Source organism: Flavobacterium sp., from assembly GCF_027482425.1.
Classification (GTDB): domain Bacteria; phylum Bacteroidota; class Bacteroidia; order Flavobacteriales; family Flavobacteriaceae; genus Flavobacterium.
Window position 1 is genome coordinate 1 of sequence record NZ_JAIXWA010000055.1, and the last position, 18,734, is coordinate 18,734.

General features: G+C 39.7%; 19 protein-coding genes. 9 read left to right on the top strand and 10 right to left on the bottom strand.

All coding sequences use genetic code 11. From position 1 onward, the window contains the following. The 7 genes from Q0037_RS08160 to Q0037_RS08190 all read right to left on the bottom strand — a co-directional run. The coding region (locus Q0037_RS08160; protein ID WP_297517143.1) for a PIG-L family deacetylase at positions 1-1,659 on the bottom strand (1,659 nt) is incomplete at its 3' end. Between the two features lie 122 nt (positions 1,660-1,781). Continuing rightward, on the bottom strand, positions 1,782-2,309 hold the full coding sequence (locus Q0037_RS08165; RefSeq protein ID WP_297517144.1) for a mechanosensitive ion channel family protein: 528 nt from the start codon (positions 2,307-2,309) through the stop codon (positions 1,782-1,784). Position 2,310: 1 nt separating this feature from the next. Next, entirely contained in the window at positions 2,311-2,556 is a 246-nt protein-coding gene (locus tag Q0037_RS08170; RefSeq protein ID WP_297517145.1) for a hypothetical protein, read from the bottom strand. A gap of 38 nt (positions 2,557-2,594) precedes the next feature. Next, positions 2,595-3,173 (bottom strand): Maf family nucleotide pyrophosphatase, encoded by a 579-nt coding sequence (locus Q0037_RS08175; protein WP_297517146.1) that lies wholly within the window; start codon positions 3,171-3,173, stop codon positions 2,595-2,597. Continuing rightward, positions 3,166-4,098, bottom strand: coding sequence for a geranylgeranylglycerol-phosphate geranylgeranyltransferase (locus tag Q0037_RS08180; protein ID WP_297517147.1), 933 nt, complete (start codon positions 4,096-4,098; stop codon positions 3,166-3,168). The genes Q0037_RS08175 and Q0037_RS08180 overlap by 8 nt, the downstream gene beginning before the upstream one ends. A gap of 23 nt (positions 4,099-4,121) precedes the next feature. Continuing rightward, on the bottom strand, positions 4,122-4,649 hold the full coding sequence (locus tag Q0037_RS08185) for an HAD family hydrolase (RefSeq protein ID WP_297517148.1): 528 nt from the start codon (positions 4,647-4,649) through the stop codon (positions 4,122-4,124). Beyond that, a complete protein-coding gene (locus Q0037_RS08190; protein ID WP_297517149.1) occupies positions 4,633-5,382 on the bottom strand; it encodes a Rossmann-like and DUF2520 domain-containing protein in 750 nt (249 codons plus the stop codon). Before Q0037_RS08190 ends, Q0037_RS08185 begins: the two co-directional genes overlap by 17 nt. 140 nt (positions 5,383-5,522) lie before the next feature. On the opposite strand from Q0037_RS08190, the gene ccsA reads away from it, so the two are divergent. The 9 genes from ccsA (at position 5,523) to Q0037_RS08235 (ending at position 14,133) form a co-directional block, all read left to right on the top strand. Then, a complete protein-coding gene (ccsA, locus tag Q0037_RS08195; protein ID WP_297517150.1) occupies positions 5,523-8,708 on the top strand; it encodes a cytochrome c biogenesis protein in 3,186 nt (1,061 codons plus the stop codon). A gap of 566 nt (positions 8,709-9,274) precedes the next feature. Continuing rightward, positions 9,275-9,760 (top strand): glutathione peroxidase, encoded by a 486-nt coding sequence (locus tag Q0037_RS08200; RefSeq protein ID WP_297517161.1) that lies wholly within the window; start codon positions 9,275-9,277, stop codon positions 9,758-9,760. An 88-nt stretch (positions 9,761-9,848) separates the two neighbouring features. Beyond that, on the top strand, positions 9,849-10,391 hold the full coding sequence (gene pyrR / locus Q0037_RS08205) for a bifunctional pyr operon transcriptional regulator/uracil phosphoribosyltransferase PyrR (protein ID WP_297517151.1): 543 nt from the start codon (positions 9,849-9,851) through the stop codon (positions 10,389-10,391). Positions 10,392-10,403: 12 nt separating this feature from the next. Then, on the top strand, positions 10,404-11,333 hold the full coding sequence (locus Q0037_RS08210; RefSeq protein ID WP_297517152.1) for an aspartate carbamoyltransferase catalytic subunit: 930 nt from the start codon (positions 10,404-10,406) through the stop codon (positions 11,331-11,333). Next, on the top strand, positions 11,333-11,662 hold the full coding sequence (locus tag Q0037_RS08215; protein WP_297517153.1) for a ribonuclease Z: 330 nt from the start codon (positions 11,333-11,335) through the stop codon (positions 11,660-11,662). Before Q0037_RS08210 ends, Q0037_RS08215 begins: the two co-directional genes overlap by 1 nt. A 1-nt stretch (position 11,663) precedes the next feature. Further along, on the top strand, positions 11,664-11,864 hold the full coding sequence (locus tag Q0037_RS08220; protein WP_297517154.1) for a hypothetical protein: 201 nt from the start codon (positions 11,664-11,666) through the stop codon (positions 11,862-11,864). Beyond that, positions 11,865-12,779: a ribonuclease Z gene (locus Q0037_RS08225; RefSeq protein ID WP_297517155.1), complete on the top strand. Its 915-nt coding sequence runs from the start codon at positions 11,865-11,867 to the stop codon at positions 12,777-12,779. It begins immediately after the preceding gene. A 39-nt stretch (positions 12,780-12,818) separates the two neighbouring features. Beyond that, positions 12,819-13,463 (top strand): pyridoxamine 5'-phosphate oxidase, encoded by a 645-nt coding sequence (gene pdxH / locus Q0037_RS08230; protein WP_297517156.1) that lies wholly within the window; start codon positions 12,819-12,821, stop codon positions 13,461-13,463. Positions 13,464-13,656: 193 nt separating this feature from the next. Then, positions 13,657-14,133, top strand: coding sequence for a CAP domain-containing protein (locus tag Q0037_RS08235; RefSeq protein WP_297517157.1), 477 nt, complete (start codon positions 13,657-13,659; stop codon positions 14,131-14,133). A gap of 628 nt (positions 14,134-14,761) precedes the next feature. On the opposite strand, the gene Q0037_RS08240 is transcribed toward Q0037_RS08235, so the two are convergent. The 3 genes from Q0037_RS08240 to Q0037_RS08250 form a co-directional block, all read right to left on the bottom strand. After that, on the bottom strand, positions 14,762-16,714 hold the full coding sequence (locus Q0037_RS08240) for an OmpA family protein (protein ID WP_297517158.1): 1,953 nt from the start codon (positions 16,712-16,714) through the stop codon (positions 14,762-14,764). 18 nt (positions 16,715-16,732) lie between these two features. Continuing rightward, positions 16,733-17,644 (bottom strand): type IX secretion system membrane protein PorP/SprF, encoded by a 912-nt coding sequence (locus Q0037_RS08245; RefSeq protein WP_297517159.1) that lies wholly within the window; start codon positions 17,642-17,644, stop codon positions 16,733-16,735. 56 nt (positions 17,645-17,700) lie between these two features. Beyond that, on the bottom strand, positions 17,701-18,734 hold a 1,034-nt coding region (locus tag Q0037_RS08250), incomplete at its 5' end, for a gliding motility-associated C-terminal domain-containing protein (protein ID WP_297517160.1).

Below are 18,734 nucleotides of genomic sequence, written 5' to 3' on the forward strand. Positions count from 1 at the left end.
AGGGATGGATTCGGGTATAATTTTCCAAGTGCTGGGAACCTCTAAATGAGCGGTTCCTTCAATGTTGCCTTTTCCTGCTTTAATGACGACTTGAACTTCCCGCGCTCTATTTTTGGGAAAAATCATCACCTTGTCTTTAAGCGTAGAGGTGACTACGGGTACGATATCTAACGGTTGGTAGACTTCGCCTTTTACATCGTCATTGTACTTGTACACCACCTTTTTGGTGAAGGGAATGTCAACCCCCAAAACCGAAAGGATAAAGGTGACGTTAGTTGGGCGCTCCACATCGGGTTTGCTACGACGGGTAAGCGCTGAAACTGAATACATCCCCAAACGCGCTGTTTCTTCCAAATAGTAGGGCGCAGTATAAGGGTGATTAGCAGGAAGTGTCATTGTAAAACTGTGCGTTTTGACCTGATTGTAGGGAAGTGATACATTGTTCCAGTCTACTGGAGTTGAGGGATATGTTTCTATTCGTGTCAAACGTATATCCGCTGCACTTCGGTTGATGGCTTCGACTTTAATGCCAAGAGAACTCCCGGGAGTCACTTCTTGGGTATCGGCCACAGCCTCCAGATAAAGTCCAGCACAAGCGGCAATAATTCGTTTGATTTCCTCCGATTTTTGCTCCCTCCAAAACGGATCAGAAAGTTGCTGGATTAAAGTATAGGCTTTTACCAAATCCGGGAGACTCGCCGCGGGATTATTGAAATTAAATGATTTTTGAACGCGTTCCAAAAGGGCTCCGATAGGTTTTCCCTCCGCCAAACGGTTCCACGTAGTATCAATACCTTCAAATAGATTGGACGAAGCAGTGGGTTTATCGCCTTTCAACCATTCCAAATATTCCATTTCACTCCCTCGAGTACCCGTGTTTCCAAATCCTTGGGATTGGTGGCAACTGCGACTCAAAGCAGCGATTTCTTGGTTGGATTTTCCATTGTAAGGATAAAAAATACCAATGTCTAAGCTTGTAAGATTGGATTTGTCGGCTTTTTCAAATTTTTCTTTACTGCCATAAAACCACCATGAGGTATTGAAATAAATACGTTTGGGTTGCCATGGTTGGATCAACGTCAATTGCTCTGGAAAAGAGGTAGCGGCAGCACTACGCTCAAAGGCTTCTAAAGCCAATTGCGCTGAGGCGGTATGGTGTCCGTGGGTGGTGCCAGGAGAGCGATGATCAAAACGGTTGATGATGATATCGGGCCGAAATTGGCGCATCACCCAAACCATATCGCTGAGCACCTGTTCTTTGTCCCAAATCGCTAAGGTTTCTGTTGGATTTTTAGAAAAGCCAAAATCATTGGCGCGGGTAAAAAACTGTTCTCCTCCGTCAATTCTTCGTGCTTCGATCAACTCTTGTGTGCGAATGACTCCAAGCAACTCCCGTAATTCGGGTCCAATTAGATTCTGTCCCCCATCACCACGGGTGAGCGACAAATAGCCTGTTCGGGCATGAACGTGATTGGCGAGATAAGCGATGAGTCGGGTGTTTTCGTCATCGGGATGTGCAGCTACGTAGAGCACATTCCCCAGAAAATTTAACTTCTCAATTTGATGATAAATGTCTGAAGCACTCGGTTTTTCAGGACGTTGGGCCGTGGCAACGAGGCTCGTCCACACCAAGGCTACCCACCAAAACGATTTACGCATGTGTATACTTGTTGATTTCATCCAAAAGTAAGGATTTCCAAGAAGTGGTTTTTTGTTTTTCGTTTTCTTTAACAAAAATAGTAGGGGTACGAAATGCCGTATGTCTTCACTTAAAAATCCACTTAATCCATAAATTCTCTCGGTTCTGCCTCATGCTGCACAATCGAAATTCCTTTTTGTAATAATAAATTGTTGGGATACGTGATTCGTTCGCCTTCTCGTGTGCGTAAATCCATATGAAAGGCATTGATGTCTTCAATTTCTCCTTCTACGGGAAAATCTTTGTCGTGAATTTTAATCACGTCGCCAATTTTGAACGGGAAAAAGAAAAAGAGAATTACCCCCGAAGTTACATTGCTCAAAATCGACCATTGGGCAAACATAGCCACTCCAATTACGGTGGTAACCGAAGAGACTGTGAGAAAAATATCTTCTTGTTGTACGCCCCAAACAATGATCAAGGCAATGAAAGCAACGATGTTAATCAGTAAATTAATGTATTTGATTATCAAATTAGTACGGTGCTCCAATGTATGATTGTTTTGAGCATAACGACGTACGAGTTTCGCCATCACTACTCGTAAAACAATCACTGCCATAATTACGATGAATGTTGCGATAAATTCATTGGAAAAACGTTGGAAATCCATATTATAAATGACCTTCTATGTTGCGTTGGTTGATATAATTAAGTTGGTGCTCGGCGACATAATTCCGGAAAATCGCCACCAACGAATCGTAGTACTTTTTTAAATGTTGCACATTAATCTCCGGATTTTGATCCACGGGAATCGTAATAGGCATTTCGTTGAGGTATTGGTGCAATTCGGGATAATTATCGCGAATCACCATGGTAATTTTTAAAATCTTGGCATTGAGCTCTTGTTCCGTTTCCATCAATTGAATCGGTATTTTTTATACCCTTAAAAGTACAACTATTTTAAGTAGTGTGTTGTTAAAAAGCGATAAACTTTTTCCGTCGGTAAGCCAACAACATTGGTGTAGGATCCTTCAATTTTGGCGATGCCGGTGAGTCCAATCCAATCCTGAATTCCATAAGCACCCGCTTTATCAAAGGGTTGGTACCTCTTGAGGTAGTAGTGAATGGCCTCCAAATCTATGGGAGCAAAAGTCACTTTTGTTTTATCAAACAGCAACTCCTCCGATCTTGTCGTTTTAAAGCAAACGGAGGTAATCACCTCGTGAGTCACACCAGAAAGTTGTTGCAACATAGCTACAGCGTCGTCGTAATCTTTAGGTTTCCCCAAGGCACAATCGTTGAGCCAAACCAAGGTGTCGCTCGTGATAAGCAATTCATCGTCGGCTAATGAACCCTCAAAAGCACGGGCTTTTTCAAGCGCTATGTAATTCGTGATTTCTTCTTCACGTAACGTAACGGGGTACACTTCATCTATTTCTTTGAGTCGAATTTCAAAGGTCAAATCCAATTCTTTGAAGAACTGTTGACGTCGGGGGGAACCCGAAGCAAGAATGATTTTAATTGGTTTAACCACGTATTGTTTTATTTAGATTGACAATATAAATGGACAGAATGCCAAAGAAAATAACAATTTTTAAAATAGTGCTTAACAAGCTGTAATCCTTTTTTTCTTTAGCCTTAACTACATTCATGAAAACAAAGATTAGAGGAGCAATAATTAACAGCAACACATAAACAAAGGTTAGGTTTAAGTTATTGTCAAAGAAATTAATGTAACTGTAATAACCGATAAATAGGATCGTAAAAAACGTTAGAACCGCTACCAAAAGATTGGTTTTCTGCAATCCAAACCGTACAGGAAAGGTGGTAATTCCTTCTGCACAGTCGCCTTCAAGGTCTTCAGCATCTTTAATGATTTCTCGAATTAAGGTCACCACAAAGGCAAATAGCGCATAGTTGTATAGTACAGAAAATAAAATCGTCATATCCCTACGGTTGGCATCATCCGTAGCTGGAAAAAGATCGAATATCCCAATAATCAGTACGCTAAATCCACTTAAAAGAGCTATAACAAGATTACCCACCAATGCGATTTGTTTTAACGATGAGGAATAGGAGTATAGCAGCGATACAACAAGAATGAAGAAAATAATAAATCCGGGACGTTGTATAACATTCGATAGATACATTCCAATACCCACTCCGGTAATCGAGAGCCCGGCAAATAAGTAGTAAGCTGTGCTCTCCTCAATCTGTTTTCCTACAGGATTGGAGTTAGGTTTGTTAATTGCGTCTGTCCCTTGGTCAAAAATTGCGTTGATAATATATCCGCCCGACGCCATCAACAAGGTAGCTGCTATTAGGAGATAAAATTGAAAATTGGAAAGCGCTAATTCAGCATCGGGGTTGTTAAATTTCAAAAATCCATACCTAAAAATGACAAACGATAGTGCCAATAAAAGTAGATTAAGGGGACGAATGAGCTTGAGGTAATGCATAGTTACATGGAATAGGGGTTAACTTAATCGTGTTGCCCATTGTAATAGGTGTGCCATTTGCCTTGCACTTTCATCACTTGTTCAATAACATCCCGAACGGCGCCTTTTCCTCCATTTTTATGAGAAATATATTGAGAAATCGCTTTGATTTCGGGACTAGCATCTTGAGGACAAGTAGGTAATCCAACGCGTTGCATGACATGGTAATCGGGAATATCATCGCCCATATACAATACTTGTGCAGGGTTTATTTGGTAAAGTTCACAGTATTCTGTAAAGGTTTCCACCTTGTCGGGAGTACCCAAGTAAATATCAGTAATGCCCAAATTGCGCAAACGAATCCGAACGCCTTCATTACTTCCGCCTGAAATTATGCAAACCGAATACCCACTCTCTAAGGCCGCTTTCATAGCAAACCCATCGCGAATATGCATTTCACGGAGCATTTCACCGGTAGGGGACACGTGCACGGTTCCGTCGGTCAATACCCCATCGACATCAAAGACAAAAGTCGTAATGTCATTCATGATTTCTTTATAGCTTTTGGACATGATCAATAATGGATTGGGTGAGTAATTGATAAATTTCTTGAGGATTTTTTTGCGTGAGCATCGTTTGGTGCCGTTCCAATGTGGCCGTATCGCCGCGAAGTGCTGGACCGGTTTGGGCTTGGGCTGGAGTTAGGATTTGTACTTTGGCCGCGGTTTCCAATATCAAGGGTTTTAGCACATCAAATGAAATGTGGTGCTCAGCACAAAGGTCAGCCCCTACTTGGTACAGATGATTGGTAAAATTACATACAAACACTGCCGCCACATGCAAGGCCAAGCGTTGTTTTTCATCAATGGGATAAATGGCATGGGAAACGGTACGAGCAAGTTGCTCCAAAACGGCGTAATCTTCAGTTGTCTCAGCTTCTAGACAAAAGGGTATTGTGCTGTACTCAAGCGGTTTTCCTTTGGTAAACGTTTGCAACGGGTAAAATACGCCTTTGCGATGGTGATGGGGAAGTACGTGCATTCCTGTCGCGCCCGAAGTATGTACCACCAATTTGCCTTTCCCAGGAATTTCTTGTGCTAATGCAGCAATCGCATGGTCGCTTACAGCAATCAAATACACATCCGCGTCAGCGACTTCGGACATCGAAGTCACTACGGGACAAGGGATTGAAAGCGAATTCAACGTTTCTGGGTGACGTGCGACCACCTGAACCAGCGACTTTTGAAAAGCTTGAATCAGATGCTGCGCCACATTTCCAGAGCCAATAATGACCAATCGTATCATGGTCGTAAAGGTAGTAAAAAAAGGGAATTTGTCAATTGACGCATGCTTTCACAACATTTCCTAATATTGCTTTAAATTCCATGCATTCGCCACGATGTTTTTTATTTTTTGCGTTACTTTTGCGTAAATTTTAAAATAAAATGGCGAATCGAATTCTTGCGCTCTTGTTTTCCACCCGTTTAATGGCGGTTTTGTTCATCGTATATGCCGCCGCAATGGCAGCGGGAACGTTTATTGAGAGTGCCTATAATACCGACACGGCTCGGATTTGGATCTACAATACCCGCTGGTTTGAGCTCATTCTTTTCTTCTTCTTAATTAACTTTATTGGAAACATCAAGCGCTATCAATTGCATTTGCGTAAAAATTGGGCTACTTTGTTGTTGCATCTTTCCTTTATTTTTATCATCATTGGCGCTGGAATTACTCGTTACATCAGTTACGAAGGGATGATGCCCATCCGCGAAGGGGAAAGTGCCAATCAGTTTTATTCCGATCGAACCTTCCTTACCGTTTTGGTGGATGGAAATTACAAAGGGGAATTAAAACGACGCATTTTAGAAAAACCACTAATCCTCTCAGAAGCGGTGTGTCCTCCGTTTGCTTCCAATCATTTTGCCCTTGAAGAACGTTTTGACACCGTTTCGTTTACCATTGAATACGACAGTTTCTTGATGAATGTGAAGGAGTCCATCAAAGCCGATCCGAAAGGAAAATTGTATTTTAAATTAGTTGAAGCGGGTAATGGCGAGCGACACGAACATTTTCTAGCTGAAGGAGAAGTACAAAGTATCCACGGTTTGCTGTTTGCTTTTAACAAACCCATGGAAGGCGCCATAAATATTGCCTCTGATGGAACAAAATCAACAATAAAGACGCCCTTTGCTGGAAATTTCATGCGCATGGCCGATCAATTAAAAGGCGACGTTACGGCAAACACCGAAGCCACATTGATGTTACGCTCCTTATATAATGTGGGGGGATCGCAATTTGTATTTCCTGAGCCTCCGATGCGTGGTGTAAAAGATTTTGTCTCTGGCGGCGATTATAAAGCCAAAAATTCTGATGATGCCCTTTCGGTAAAAATTCACACCGGCGGCAAAACGGAACGGGTGACTTTAGTAGGTTCTAAAGGAAAAACAGGCGAACCACGTATCATCAAAGTGGGTGATTTAGAATTTACACTCCAATTTGGAAGTAAGGTATACGAATTGCCGTTTTCAATGAAGTTGAACGATTTTATCGCCGATAAATATCCAGGAACAGAAAAAAGTTACTCCGCTTTCAAAAGTATAGTAACCGTCATTGATAAAGCGAAAAAGACCGATGCTGAGATTTATATGAATCATATCTTAGATTACGGGGGATATCGTTTTTTCCAATCTTCATTTGATCCGGATGAAAAAGGAACCATTCTCTCGGTAAACCATGATTTCTGGGGGACATTGATTACCTACATTGGTTATTTTTTACTGTTTTTTGCCATGTTAGCCATTTTATTTGACAAAAACACACGGTTTGCCAATTTAAAACGAAAGTTAGGCCAACTCAAAGAGCAGAAAGCCGCCTTGACGCTTCTTTTATTATTTGGTTTTTCAGCTACAATGTCTGCGCAACATTCCGATCATGACGGACACCAACATGCTCCTGCCAAACCCCAAAAAGAAATTGTGTTCAATTATTTGGATTCGGTAAAAAAATACGCAGTACCCGAAAAACAAGCGGCTCAATTTGGACGCTTGGTCATTCAAGATGAAGGCGGACGGATGAAACCTGTCAATACGTTTTCCTCTGAATTGTTGCGAAAAGTAAGCAAAAACGATACCTATGAAGGACTCAATGCCGATCAGGTTTTTCTCTCCATGGTCATGTATCCGAAAGCATGGGAAAATTTACCCATCATCTATCTGAAACGCGGGAACGATAGCATTCGCAAGTTAATAGGGGTGGACAAAGACGCGAAGTACGTTCGATTCAAAGACTTTATCACTCCTGAAGGGAATTACAAGTTATCGCCCTACCTCGATGATGCATATAAAACAACAAATCCCAATAACTTTCAAAAAGACTTTGTAGAGGCCGATAAGAAAATCAACCTCATGTTTAGCGCGATGTACGGGGGGATTTTGAAAATCTTTCCGGTACCCAACGACAAAGGGAATAAGTGGGTTTCTTTTATGGAAATCAATCAACCCACGGGAACGGATTTGGATAAGATTAAAAACGCGTTTCCGTATTATCTCAATGAATTAGGCAAAGGCGCTACTACTAAAAATTATACAATGGCCAATACCTTGCTTCAAGGGATTGAAGATTACCAAAAGAAGTTTGGCAAAGCCGTTCGTCCCACCGACGATCAAATCACCTCCGAAATTCTCTTGAACAAATACGATGTATTTCGAAGTCTGTTCACTTGGTATATGTTGGCGGGGAGCCTTATGTTGATCTTAGTGATTGTTCAAATTTTCACCAACAACAAACCGTTGCGGTATGCTATCACTACTTTTCATGGCATCATTGGTCTTTTGTTTGCGACCCATACTTTAGGGTTAATTGCCCGCTGGTATGTGTCGGGACATGCACCTTGGAGTGATGCGTATGAAAGTATGATTTATGTGGCTTGGGCGACGATGTTTTTTACCTTAGCGTTTGATAAAAAGTCGAAATTAACCATTGCTGCGGGAACCTTTGTCGCTTCGATGATTTTGATGGTAGCGCACATGAGTTGGATGGATCCACAGATTGCCAATTTGCAACCCGTGTTGAATTCGTATTGGTTGATGATCCATGTGGCGGTAATTGTGGCCAGTTACGGTCCTTTTACGTTGGGAATGATTTTGGGAATTGTAGCCCTGTTCTTGATGTTGGTGACTACGACCAAGAACAAAAATGCCATGGAATTGCATATCAAAGAAATTACCTATATCAACGAAATGGCCTTAACCATTGGATTAGTGCTATTGACCATTGGAAACTTTTTGGGTGGACAGTGGGCCAATGAAAGTTGGGGTCGTTATTGGGGATGGGATCCAAAGGAAACGTGGGCTTTAATCAGTATAATGGTGTATGCTTTTGTGATTCACGCTCGATTGGTACCCGGTTTACGCGGATTGTTTGCATTTAACTTTATGAGTGTTTTGGCCTTTGCGTCTATTTTGATGACCTATTTTGGGGTTAACTTCCACCTCACGGGCATGCACTCGTATGCGACAGGGGAGAAGCAAAATGTGGATATCTATATTCGAATTTTTGTCGTCTTTATGGTGTTTGCCTCTTTTGTGTTTTGGCGCTATCGAAAGCGGTATGCCAAGCCCAAAAAAGCTTAATATTCTAAAAAAGAAAAAAGGTTCAACAGTATGCGTTGAACCTTTTTTTTGGGATTTGACGTGTTGAAAGGGTTAGACTTTTCCGAGGGTATAAAGTTGCTCTAGAGGATAAATTGAGGACTGATTTTCAATCGAATTTTTTTTACTCTTTTTCCGCATACTCTTTTTCCGCTTGTATAGAAATTTCTGCCGCTTCATTTTTAAATAAAACCCTCGACTAATATTTATTTTGAACGATTTTAGATGTCCCAATTGCCTTTTTTTTGAAAGTTTGGAATCAATTGTTTCTGAGTTATAATCGCGTATATTGGTTACACAAATACTATTTAGAGTTTTATCATCTACGTAAGTTCGAATCTTTTGGTTTTTTATTTTTAAGAAAATTAACCTAATTTTTAGTAGCTCTTGGTAGAAGTGTTTAATATTTTTATTGTAATTTTAAACAAAAATAATTTATGAAATTAAAATTAATCACCATTGCCTTAATCTATGGTTTGCTATCTTGCAAACAAAGCGAAACATCGATAGCCCAAGCAGCTATTTCGGCAACACAAAACGAAATCCCTATGGACAAAGAAACGATTTACCAATTTAAAGTGGAAGATTTGGAGGGCAATACCTTTGATTTTTCTTCTTTAAAAGGAAAGAAAATTTTAATTGTTAATACGGCCTCCAAATGTGGATTGACGCCTCAGTACAAAGATTTGGAAGCGTTGTATCAAAAGTTCAAAGACAAAAATTTTGTGATTGTCGGTTTTCCAGCCAATAATTTTGGGCAACAAGAACCGGGAACCAATGTGGAGATTGCTACTTTTTGTCAAAAAAATTACGGGGTAAGTTTCCCCATGATGGCTAAAGTATCAGTGAAAGGCAGTGATATGTGTGAGGTGTATCAATTTTTAACCCAACAATCCCGAAACGGGTTGCAAGACAGTCGCGTAGAATGGAACTTTCAAAAATATCTCATCGGGGCCGACGGTCATTTGGAGCAAGTGATTTCGCCTCAAGTTTCCCCCATGGATGCTAAAATCGTGGATTGGATTTCCAAATAATAGTTTCCCCTGTTCGTCAGGGGATTTTTTTTTGAACAATGATGAAGAAAAAATCCGTACTTTTACCTCCCAAACAGCACACTTCTCCATGAGTCAAAAAATACTACTCAATGCTACCGAAGTACACATTATCCTGCATCGTTTGGCTTGTCAGTTGATCGAGAATCATTCCGATTTTCAGCATACCGTATTGATTGGACTGCAACCGCGAGGGAAATACCTTGCACAACGGTTAACCCAATTATTGCAAAATGATTACGGGGTTCATTCAATTCGATTGGGGTTTCTTGACATCACTTTTTTTCGCGATGATTTCCGCCGCAGTGGTAAACCTTTGGAAGCCAATAAAACACAAATCGATTTTTTGGTCGAAAATCAAAAAGTCGTTTTTATAGACGATGTTTTGTTTACCGGACGAAGTATTAACGCTGCTCTCACAGCAATTCAATCCTTCGGACGTCCCTCGGAAGTGGAATTACTGACCCTAATTGACCGTCGATTTAGTCGCCATTTACCCATTCAACCCGATTATAGGGGACGTCAAGTAGATGCCATCAACGATGAAGTTGTCAAAGTTTGTTGGCAAGAAAACGAGGGCGAAGATGCCGTTTATTTGGTCACACAACCTTAATGCAACACACCCATGTCTGAACTTTCTGTCAATCATTTGCTCGGCATCAAATATCTAAATGAACAAGATATTCAATTAATTTTTGAAACAGCTGATCATTTTAAAGAAGTCATTAACCGACCGATCAAAAAGGTCCCTTCCCTTCGTGATATTACCATTGCCAATATCTTTTTTGAAAACAGTACCCGTACTAAATTATCATTTGAATTGGCTCAAAAGCGACTGTCAGCCGATGTCATCAGTTTTTCTGCTGCCCAATCGTCGGTAAAAAAAGGGGAGACCCTTATCGATACCGTAAATAATATTTTGGCCATGAAAGTGGATATGGTTGTGATGCGTCATTCCCATCCTGGAGCCGCTTTCTTTCTAGCGCAACATGTCAATGCAAGCATTATTAACGCTGGTGATGGCGCACACGAACATCCCACGCAAGCGTTACTCGACAGTTACTCGATTCGGGAACGATTGGGTGATGTGGCTGGAAAAAAAGTCGTGATTGTAGGCGATATTTTACATTCGCGGGTAGCCCTTTCCAATATTTTTGCCCTCCAAATGCAAGGCGCCGAAGTACGGGTATGTGGTCCCAAAACGCTTATACCTAAATATATTGAAAGTTTGGGCGTCAAAGTAGAGTCCAATTTGCGTCAAGCCCTCGAATGGTGTGATGTAGCCAATATGCTTCGTATTCAAAACGAACGTTTGGATGTTTCGTATTTTCCATCCACGCGCGAATACGTGCAACAATATGGCGTAAATCAAGCTCTTTTAAATTCCTTGTCCAAAGAAATTGTCATCATGCACCCGGGACCTATTAATCGCGGTGTAGAAATCACCTCCGAAGTCGCCGATGGTCCTCATTCGGTCATTTTAGATCAAGTAGAAAATGGAGTGGCGATTCGCATGGCGGTCATCTATTTGTTGGCTTCAAAATTAAAACCCTAATGAGAGTAGAAACCAAAGGACATACTACTATTCTTCGAGATACGGTTGAACCCGTAGCCGATTTTTGTGCAAAAGTTACCCGAGAGTATGGGCAATTTGTGACACAAAATGTTATTGTTGATTTGACACATATAGAAGTCGATTTGACAACAGTCAAGCTTTTTTCTCCTTTGGCCAAAACCCATCAAAAAGGGAAAAAGTCATTTGTAATCGTTGTTAATGCGATCGATTTTAATGCTATTCCTTCCCATTTGCATGTCGTGCCTTCACTGAAAGAAGCCCATGATATTATCGAAATGGAGGAAATTGAACGTGATTTAGGATTTTAATATGAGTAATAAAACATTTGCCTACATCTACACCGTTGTTTTATTTGGACTGACGTTCCTCTTTGTTAGAAGGTTGTTCGAAAACATCAAAACAGGCGACTTTGACTATTTGAAGTTAGGACTCAATTTGGGAATCATCATAGTTTTGATTCTAAAAATTGTTCGTCTTGGAAAAATTGAAAACCAAAAAACCGATTCGTAATTGAAACTTACTGTCCTCGGATGTTACGCCGCTACACCGCGCACTTTTTCTAATCCCACGTCTCAAGTATTAGAAATCAAAAACCATATTTTTTTGATTGATTGCGCTGAAGGAACTCAAGTACAGTTGCGAAAAAGCAAGATTAAGTTTTCCAAAATCAACCATATTTTTATTTCCCATTTGCATGGAGATCATTTTTATGGACTCATCGGACTCATATCAACCTTTATGTTACTCAACCGTGAAAACGATTTGCATGTATACGGTCCCAAAGGCATAAAGGAAATTATTTTATTGCAATTACGCGCCTCTGGTTCGTATACTGGCTACAATTTATATTTCCATGAGTTACAATCTACTTCCACTGAAATACTCTATGAGGATGATAAAGTGCGGGTATCTACCATTCCACTACATCATCGTGTGTATACCAACGGATTTTTGTTTCAAGAGAAAAATAAAGAACGGAAACTGAATATTCCAGCCATCACTGAGTTGGAAATAGAACCGGTGTATTTTCGAAAAATCCAATACGGAGGCGACATTACCTTGGAAGACGGTCGCGTGATATCCAATGCGGCACTTACGTTTGACCCTACTACTGCTCGCAGTTATGCCTATTGCAGTGATACATGCTATGATGAGCGAATTATCCCCTTGATTCAAGATGTGGATTTGTTGTATCATGAAAGTACTTTTTTGGAAAATGAGTCGCATCTCGCCGAACGAACCATGCATGCTACTGCCAAGCAAGCAGCTTCCATCGCTTTGCAAGCCAAGGTACATCAGTTGCTTTTAGGTCATTTTTCAACCCGTTACGGTTCGACGGAATCGTTTAAAGCCGAAGCCGAAACCATTTTTCCTCAAGTGTGGTTGGCCGAAGACGGGAAAGAATTTGAAATTCCCCAGCGGTAAACATTACAATCTTTTACCGTAATTTTGTAAAAAAAAGTCATGCACGATTTAGGAGATTACCGTAAAAGTTATACCAAAAGCGAATTATTGGAAACCCAAATACCCGAGGACCCAATTAATCTATTTCATCGTTGGTTTCATGAAGCCGAAAATTTCGGAGGTATTGATGAAGTGAATGCGATGACCGTAGCAACTATTGGATTGGATGGTTATCCCAAATCACGGGTGGTTTTACTTAAAAAATACAACGAAGAAGGATTTATTTTTTATACCAACTACGAATCCGAAAAGGGGAGAGCCTTGGCCGCCAACCCCCATGTTTGTCTCTCTTTTTTCTGGTCTGGTATCGAAAGACAAGTAATTATTAAAGGGATCGCCGAAAAAACTTCCGAAGCTGTTTCCGATGCTTATTTTGATTCACGTCCTGACGGCAGTAAATTAGGAGCTATCGTCTCGGCACAAAGCGAACCTATATCTTCTCGCTCGTATTTAGATGAAAAGTTAAAAAACCTTGAACAATCGTTTGCACAGAAACCGATTCCGAGACCACCCCATTGGGGCGGATATTTAGTGCGTCCTCAAGCGGTCGAATTCTGGCAGGGACGCCCCAATCGGTTACACGACCGCATACGTTACACCCTTCAAACCGATTTCAATTGGAAAATTGAACGTTTATCTCCTTAATTTGTAGGAAAATTACCTATAAAATTAAATTAATGATGTATTTCGTCGATTTTATTTGTCACTTTAACGGTATAGTAGTAAGTTTGGGTAACCAAATCAAAACAACGTTCATCAATTCATAACTGACAAGATATTTGCCCCACATCTATCCGTCAAAACTTAACCTACTACTATGAAAGCAAAACTACTTAGAATGTTTTTACCAATCGCATTGGTGTTTACATTAGTATCGTGTTCCAAAGATGAAGAAGCTACTTCAACAAACGATTATCGATTAGTCACTGCTTATGATTATACCACAGAAGAAACGGATTTAGCGAACCGTTTAAACAATTACCGCGAGAGCCAAGGGTTAAACCGCTTGGAAATCGTAAACCACATCTCATTTAAATCCTTTGAACATAACGAATACATGATTGAAAATAATGTTGTAAGTCACGATCATTTTGAACTGCGTGCCGACAATATCAAACATGTATTGGGCGCTGTTCGTGTAGGTGAGAATGTAGCTTACAATTTTTCAACACCTGCTTCGGCCTTAAATGCATGGTTAAATAGTCCTGGCCACAAAGCCAACATCGAAGGCGATTACACCCACTTTGGCGTATCAATTACCATTAATCCCGCCAACGGACGCCGTTACTTTACGAACATATTTATGAAAAGATAATTGATTTATAGTTTTGTTTGATTTTGAAATGACCACTCTCCGGAGTGGTTTTTTTTGTTTTATGTTGGGCAGCAACACAATTCCACGTTCTCTACAACCCGATCCGGCTTTCGCCTATATCCCCAATATCCATCGGGGGATGCCGGCTCTATCAGGGCTGAAAACAACCTAATCTTTCCTAGAAGGAGAAAGGGATAAGAAGTCTTGTCAAAAATCGATAGTATAAACGATTATTGCTGTTTTTGGTTTACTTTAATATTGAATATAGAATAGAGCATTGTGTTAGTATGAGATAAAGCTTAAAATACCTTTAATTATCATTCCGTTTTATTTTTTGAAAGTAGCAATACGTAGAGTTAGTTTGGTGTTTAATAATTAATTTCTTATGGGTAATGTAATCGCGTGTAAAAAAGGTTTTAGAATAGATATCTCCAATATAAGAAATCAATGTAATAGGCCAAACAAGGGTGTTATAAAGCAGTAAAAGAGATGATTAAGTAAGGGTTTTTGCTTCAACGACCTTTTGTAGGGGATTAATTTAAAAAGAATGGTAAATAGGGGGTTGTATAATTAAAAACGCCCCACAAAGAGCAGGGCGTTTTCGGGTTTAAACAATTTATAATTGAGATTATAACTTGGTAATGATAAATTCTGAACGTCGGTTGGCTTGGTGTTGCTCTTCCGTACAATCTGATTTGTTGGTGGGTTCACAAGCACAATCGTTAACCAATTGTGACTCGCCATATCCTTTTCCAGTTAAACGACTCGCAGCGATACCATTTTTGACCAACCAAGCGACAGTAGATTTTGCTCTACGATCCGATAGTGACATATTATACTTATACGTTTGACGACAGTCGGTATGCGAACGAACATCGATTTCCATAGTTGGATATTGTTCTAAAAGATCCAAAATTTTTGCCAACTCTATAGCTGCATCAGGACGTATATTCGATTTGTCTAAGTCAAAGTAAATGATTTTAATACCAAAAGCTTTAAATACGTCATCACCAACCGTTACGGGTTTAACTGTACGCTCCATTTCAACGGGAACAAATGTTTTACCTGTTTCATTTGGTGTCATAACAGGAGTATCAACGGTGTTGTATTCAGGTAACTTTGAATTGATATAGAATTTGGTTTCACAATCTTGTTTACCAAAATCAAATTTACCTTCAGCATCGGATTTCATCACTTTCAAGATTTTGAAGTTTTGATCCTGCAATACTACCGTTACGCCAGCCAAAGGTTTGGCCGTTTCTTTGTCGGTTACTATACCATGAACGGCTTGCTCACAATCTACTAATCGAGTATTTTCTTTGAAAAGGTAGATGTCATCATTGCCATTACCACCGTCGCGGTTGGAGGATACATAGCCTGTACGGTCTTTTTCATTGATCAAATACGCGAAGTCATCTTTTGAACTGTTGATAGGTTCACCCACATTGTGAACATGTTTAATCGAACCGTCAGCTTGTATTTTAGCATAGAAAACATCCAAACCTCCTAAACCGGGATGCCCATCGGAAGCGAAATAAAACTCCCCTTCAGAAGTTACCATTGGGAACGATTCACGACCTTCTGTATTAATCATGTCTCCCATATTAACAGGAGTTCCAAAGGAACCATCTCCGTTGATAGCTACTTTATAAATGTCGGATGATCCTTTAGTACCAGGCATATCCGATACGAAATAAAGTGTTTTTTCATCGCTACTTAGAGCAGGGTGCGCTGTTTGGTAATCAATACTATTGAATGGTAATTCTTTAATATTACCCCATTTTCCATTTTCAAAAGTAGCGGTATAAACTTTCAATAATGTTGAACCTTTACTGTTTTTTTCACGCTTTTCTAAGAAGCTATTACGTGTAAAATAGACAGTTTTGCCATCTTTAGTAAAAGCACAAGTAGATTCATTTACTCTTGTATTTAAACCTCTTTCAAATCGATTTGGATTCGAAAGTGCACCTTGTTCACCGATATCTGCTGTATACAAATTTGTAAAACTTTCACCTGTCCAGGTATGCTTACGTTTACCTAGGCTACCAGTGTCTCGTGCAGAAGTAAAAACTAATTTTTTATCAAAAAAAGCTGCTCCGTAATCAGAGTATTCCGAGTTTATTCCTGCATTTTCAAGTGTATACCGACCTGAATTTTTCTTGATTTGTGCTAAATAATCCTTTTGTGAAACGGCTAATTTCGCACGTTGTTCATTTCCGCTTAATTGGTTGAACTTTAACATCATTTGATCTGCTTTTGCATAATCATTGGTTGACTTAAGCGATTGCGCATAACGGAAATAATATTCAGCTGGGTTTTCAGGAGCGAATGCAAATAACTCACTATACCATTTAGCGGCATTGGGTAAATCACCTTTATAATAGTATGAATCTCCTAATTTTTGCAACATATCTTGAGATTTATAACCCTTTGCAAAAATACGTTCATAGGTTTTTATCGCATCAACATAGGCGTAGTTATCGTATTGCTTGGTTCCTTTGGCCACTTTTTTGTTTTGCGCCGTCAAAGTTCCACAGGTGACAATAGCAATTAAAGCGATATATAAAAATTTATTTTTCATGGTGTGCTGGTAATTAGATTAGAAGAATCTTGGTGATACAATTCGATCATCGCGTCTAAATAATTCAAAACGCAAGAAAATCTCGTGAGACCCAGAGTTATAGTTAGCCAAACGAGTTGTTTCTAAGTCATAGGCATAACCGGCAAACAAACCATCAGTGATTTGGAATCCTACCATAGCACTCATTGAAGCACCCCAACGCCAAGCAGCCCCTAAGGTTAGTTTATCTTGAATTAAGAAGTTTCCTGAAACATCCAATTGAAAAGGAGCCCCTTCAACTACTTTAGATAAGAAAGCGGGTTTAAATTTTAAGCTGGGCGACAAGTCAAAAACGTATCCACCAATCAAATAAAAGTTCATTCGCTCTTTATATACGGCTACATCATTATCATCGTAACGCTTGGTCTCAAAGAAATTAGGAACAGACAACCCAACATAGGATTTATCAGAGTGGAAATAAACTCCCGCACCAACATTCATACTAAAGTTATTGTTTAAATTTTGTAACAAAGGATCATTAGCGTTTTGGTAAGTCAAACGAGTAACATCTAAATTGAATAAGTTTCCCGTTGCTTTCACTCCAAACGATAATTTGTAATTTTCAGAGGTTTGAATCGAGTAAGAAACATCCGCTGAAATAGTATTTTCAGAGGTTGGACCAATACGGTCGTTCACAAAAGATAATCCTAATCCCAAATTGGTAAATTGAATAGGTGTATTCATCGAAAACGCATTGGTTACCGGTGCTCCATCTAAACCTACCCACTGAGTTCGGTGTAACCCAAAAAAGCTCATCACACCACGTGAACCAGCATAAGCCGGATTAATATTAATGGTATTGTACATATATTGCGTATACTGGGCGTCTTGTTGAGCAAAGCTCATCCAACCCATTAACAGCATTCCGAAAATTAAAATTCTTGTTTTCATTTATTTGGGTGTTAAATTAACAACTGGGGGTTAGGGCATAACCTCCAGTTGATAGATTATCTTGACAAATACAAATATCCGTTTTTAGTTACAAAGTTACCATCCGCCTTTTTATATTTCAAAATGTAGAAGTAGGTGCCGGTTGGTAATTCAGCTGACTGATTTACTGTTGCTCTACCTTCTGAAATTCCACGGAATACTCTAGAAGTGTTATCGTAATTTGTAGTATCAAATACTTTCACACCCCAACGGTTGTATATTTCAACTGTATTTTCCGGGTAACATGTAATATCTTGAATATTTTCAATGATGAAGAAATCATTAGCACCGTCACCATTTGGTGTAATCGCATTATTTACAATGATAGGTTGACAAGCCGGTAATACAATACAAACTTCATCGTTTGCATTAATGGTTACTAAAAATTCAATCGGACACGTTGCTGTAGGTAATGTATACTTGATTACATATGTGCCATCCGCCAATTGGTAAGGATTAAATACTCCATTAGTTGTATTCAAACCTCCTGAGTTATTCATATCTGTCCAAATTCCAGAAGTAGTATCTGTACCTGGGAACTGTGTAGAAATAACTGCAGCAACATCAATCAATAATGTATTATCATCCGTACATATAGCATCAGGGTAAGCATACTGATTTGTAGTAGCATTAACGGTAACGTTTACAGTTTGTGTATAGGTATTCGTATTGTTACAGCTATCCGATACAGTCCATGTACGAACAATTGTATACGATCCATTGACAGGTGTTGTACTAGTTTCATTAAACACTATTGTAACCGTAGAAGCACAATTATCAGTAAACTGTAATTCAGGAGCAGCAGGAATAGCCTCACAAGTTGTACTAATTACAGTTTGATACGCTGTTGCAATCTGAGGAGCAGTAGTATCTTGAACGGTTACCGTTTGAACATGAGCTGTTGTGTTACCACAAGCATCTGTTGCAGTCCACGTACGCGTCAAGGTATAAGCACCCGGACAAGAACCAGCGGTAGTTACTTCGTTTAAGGTTACGTTAGCTGCACCACAGTTATCGGTAGCGGTTAAGGTTACTGCTGCAGGAACGTTAG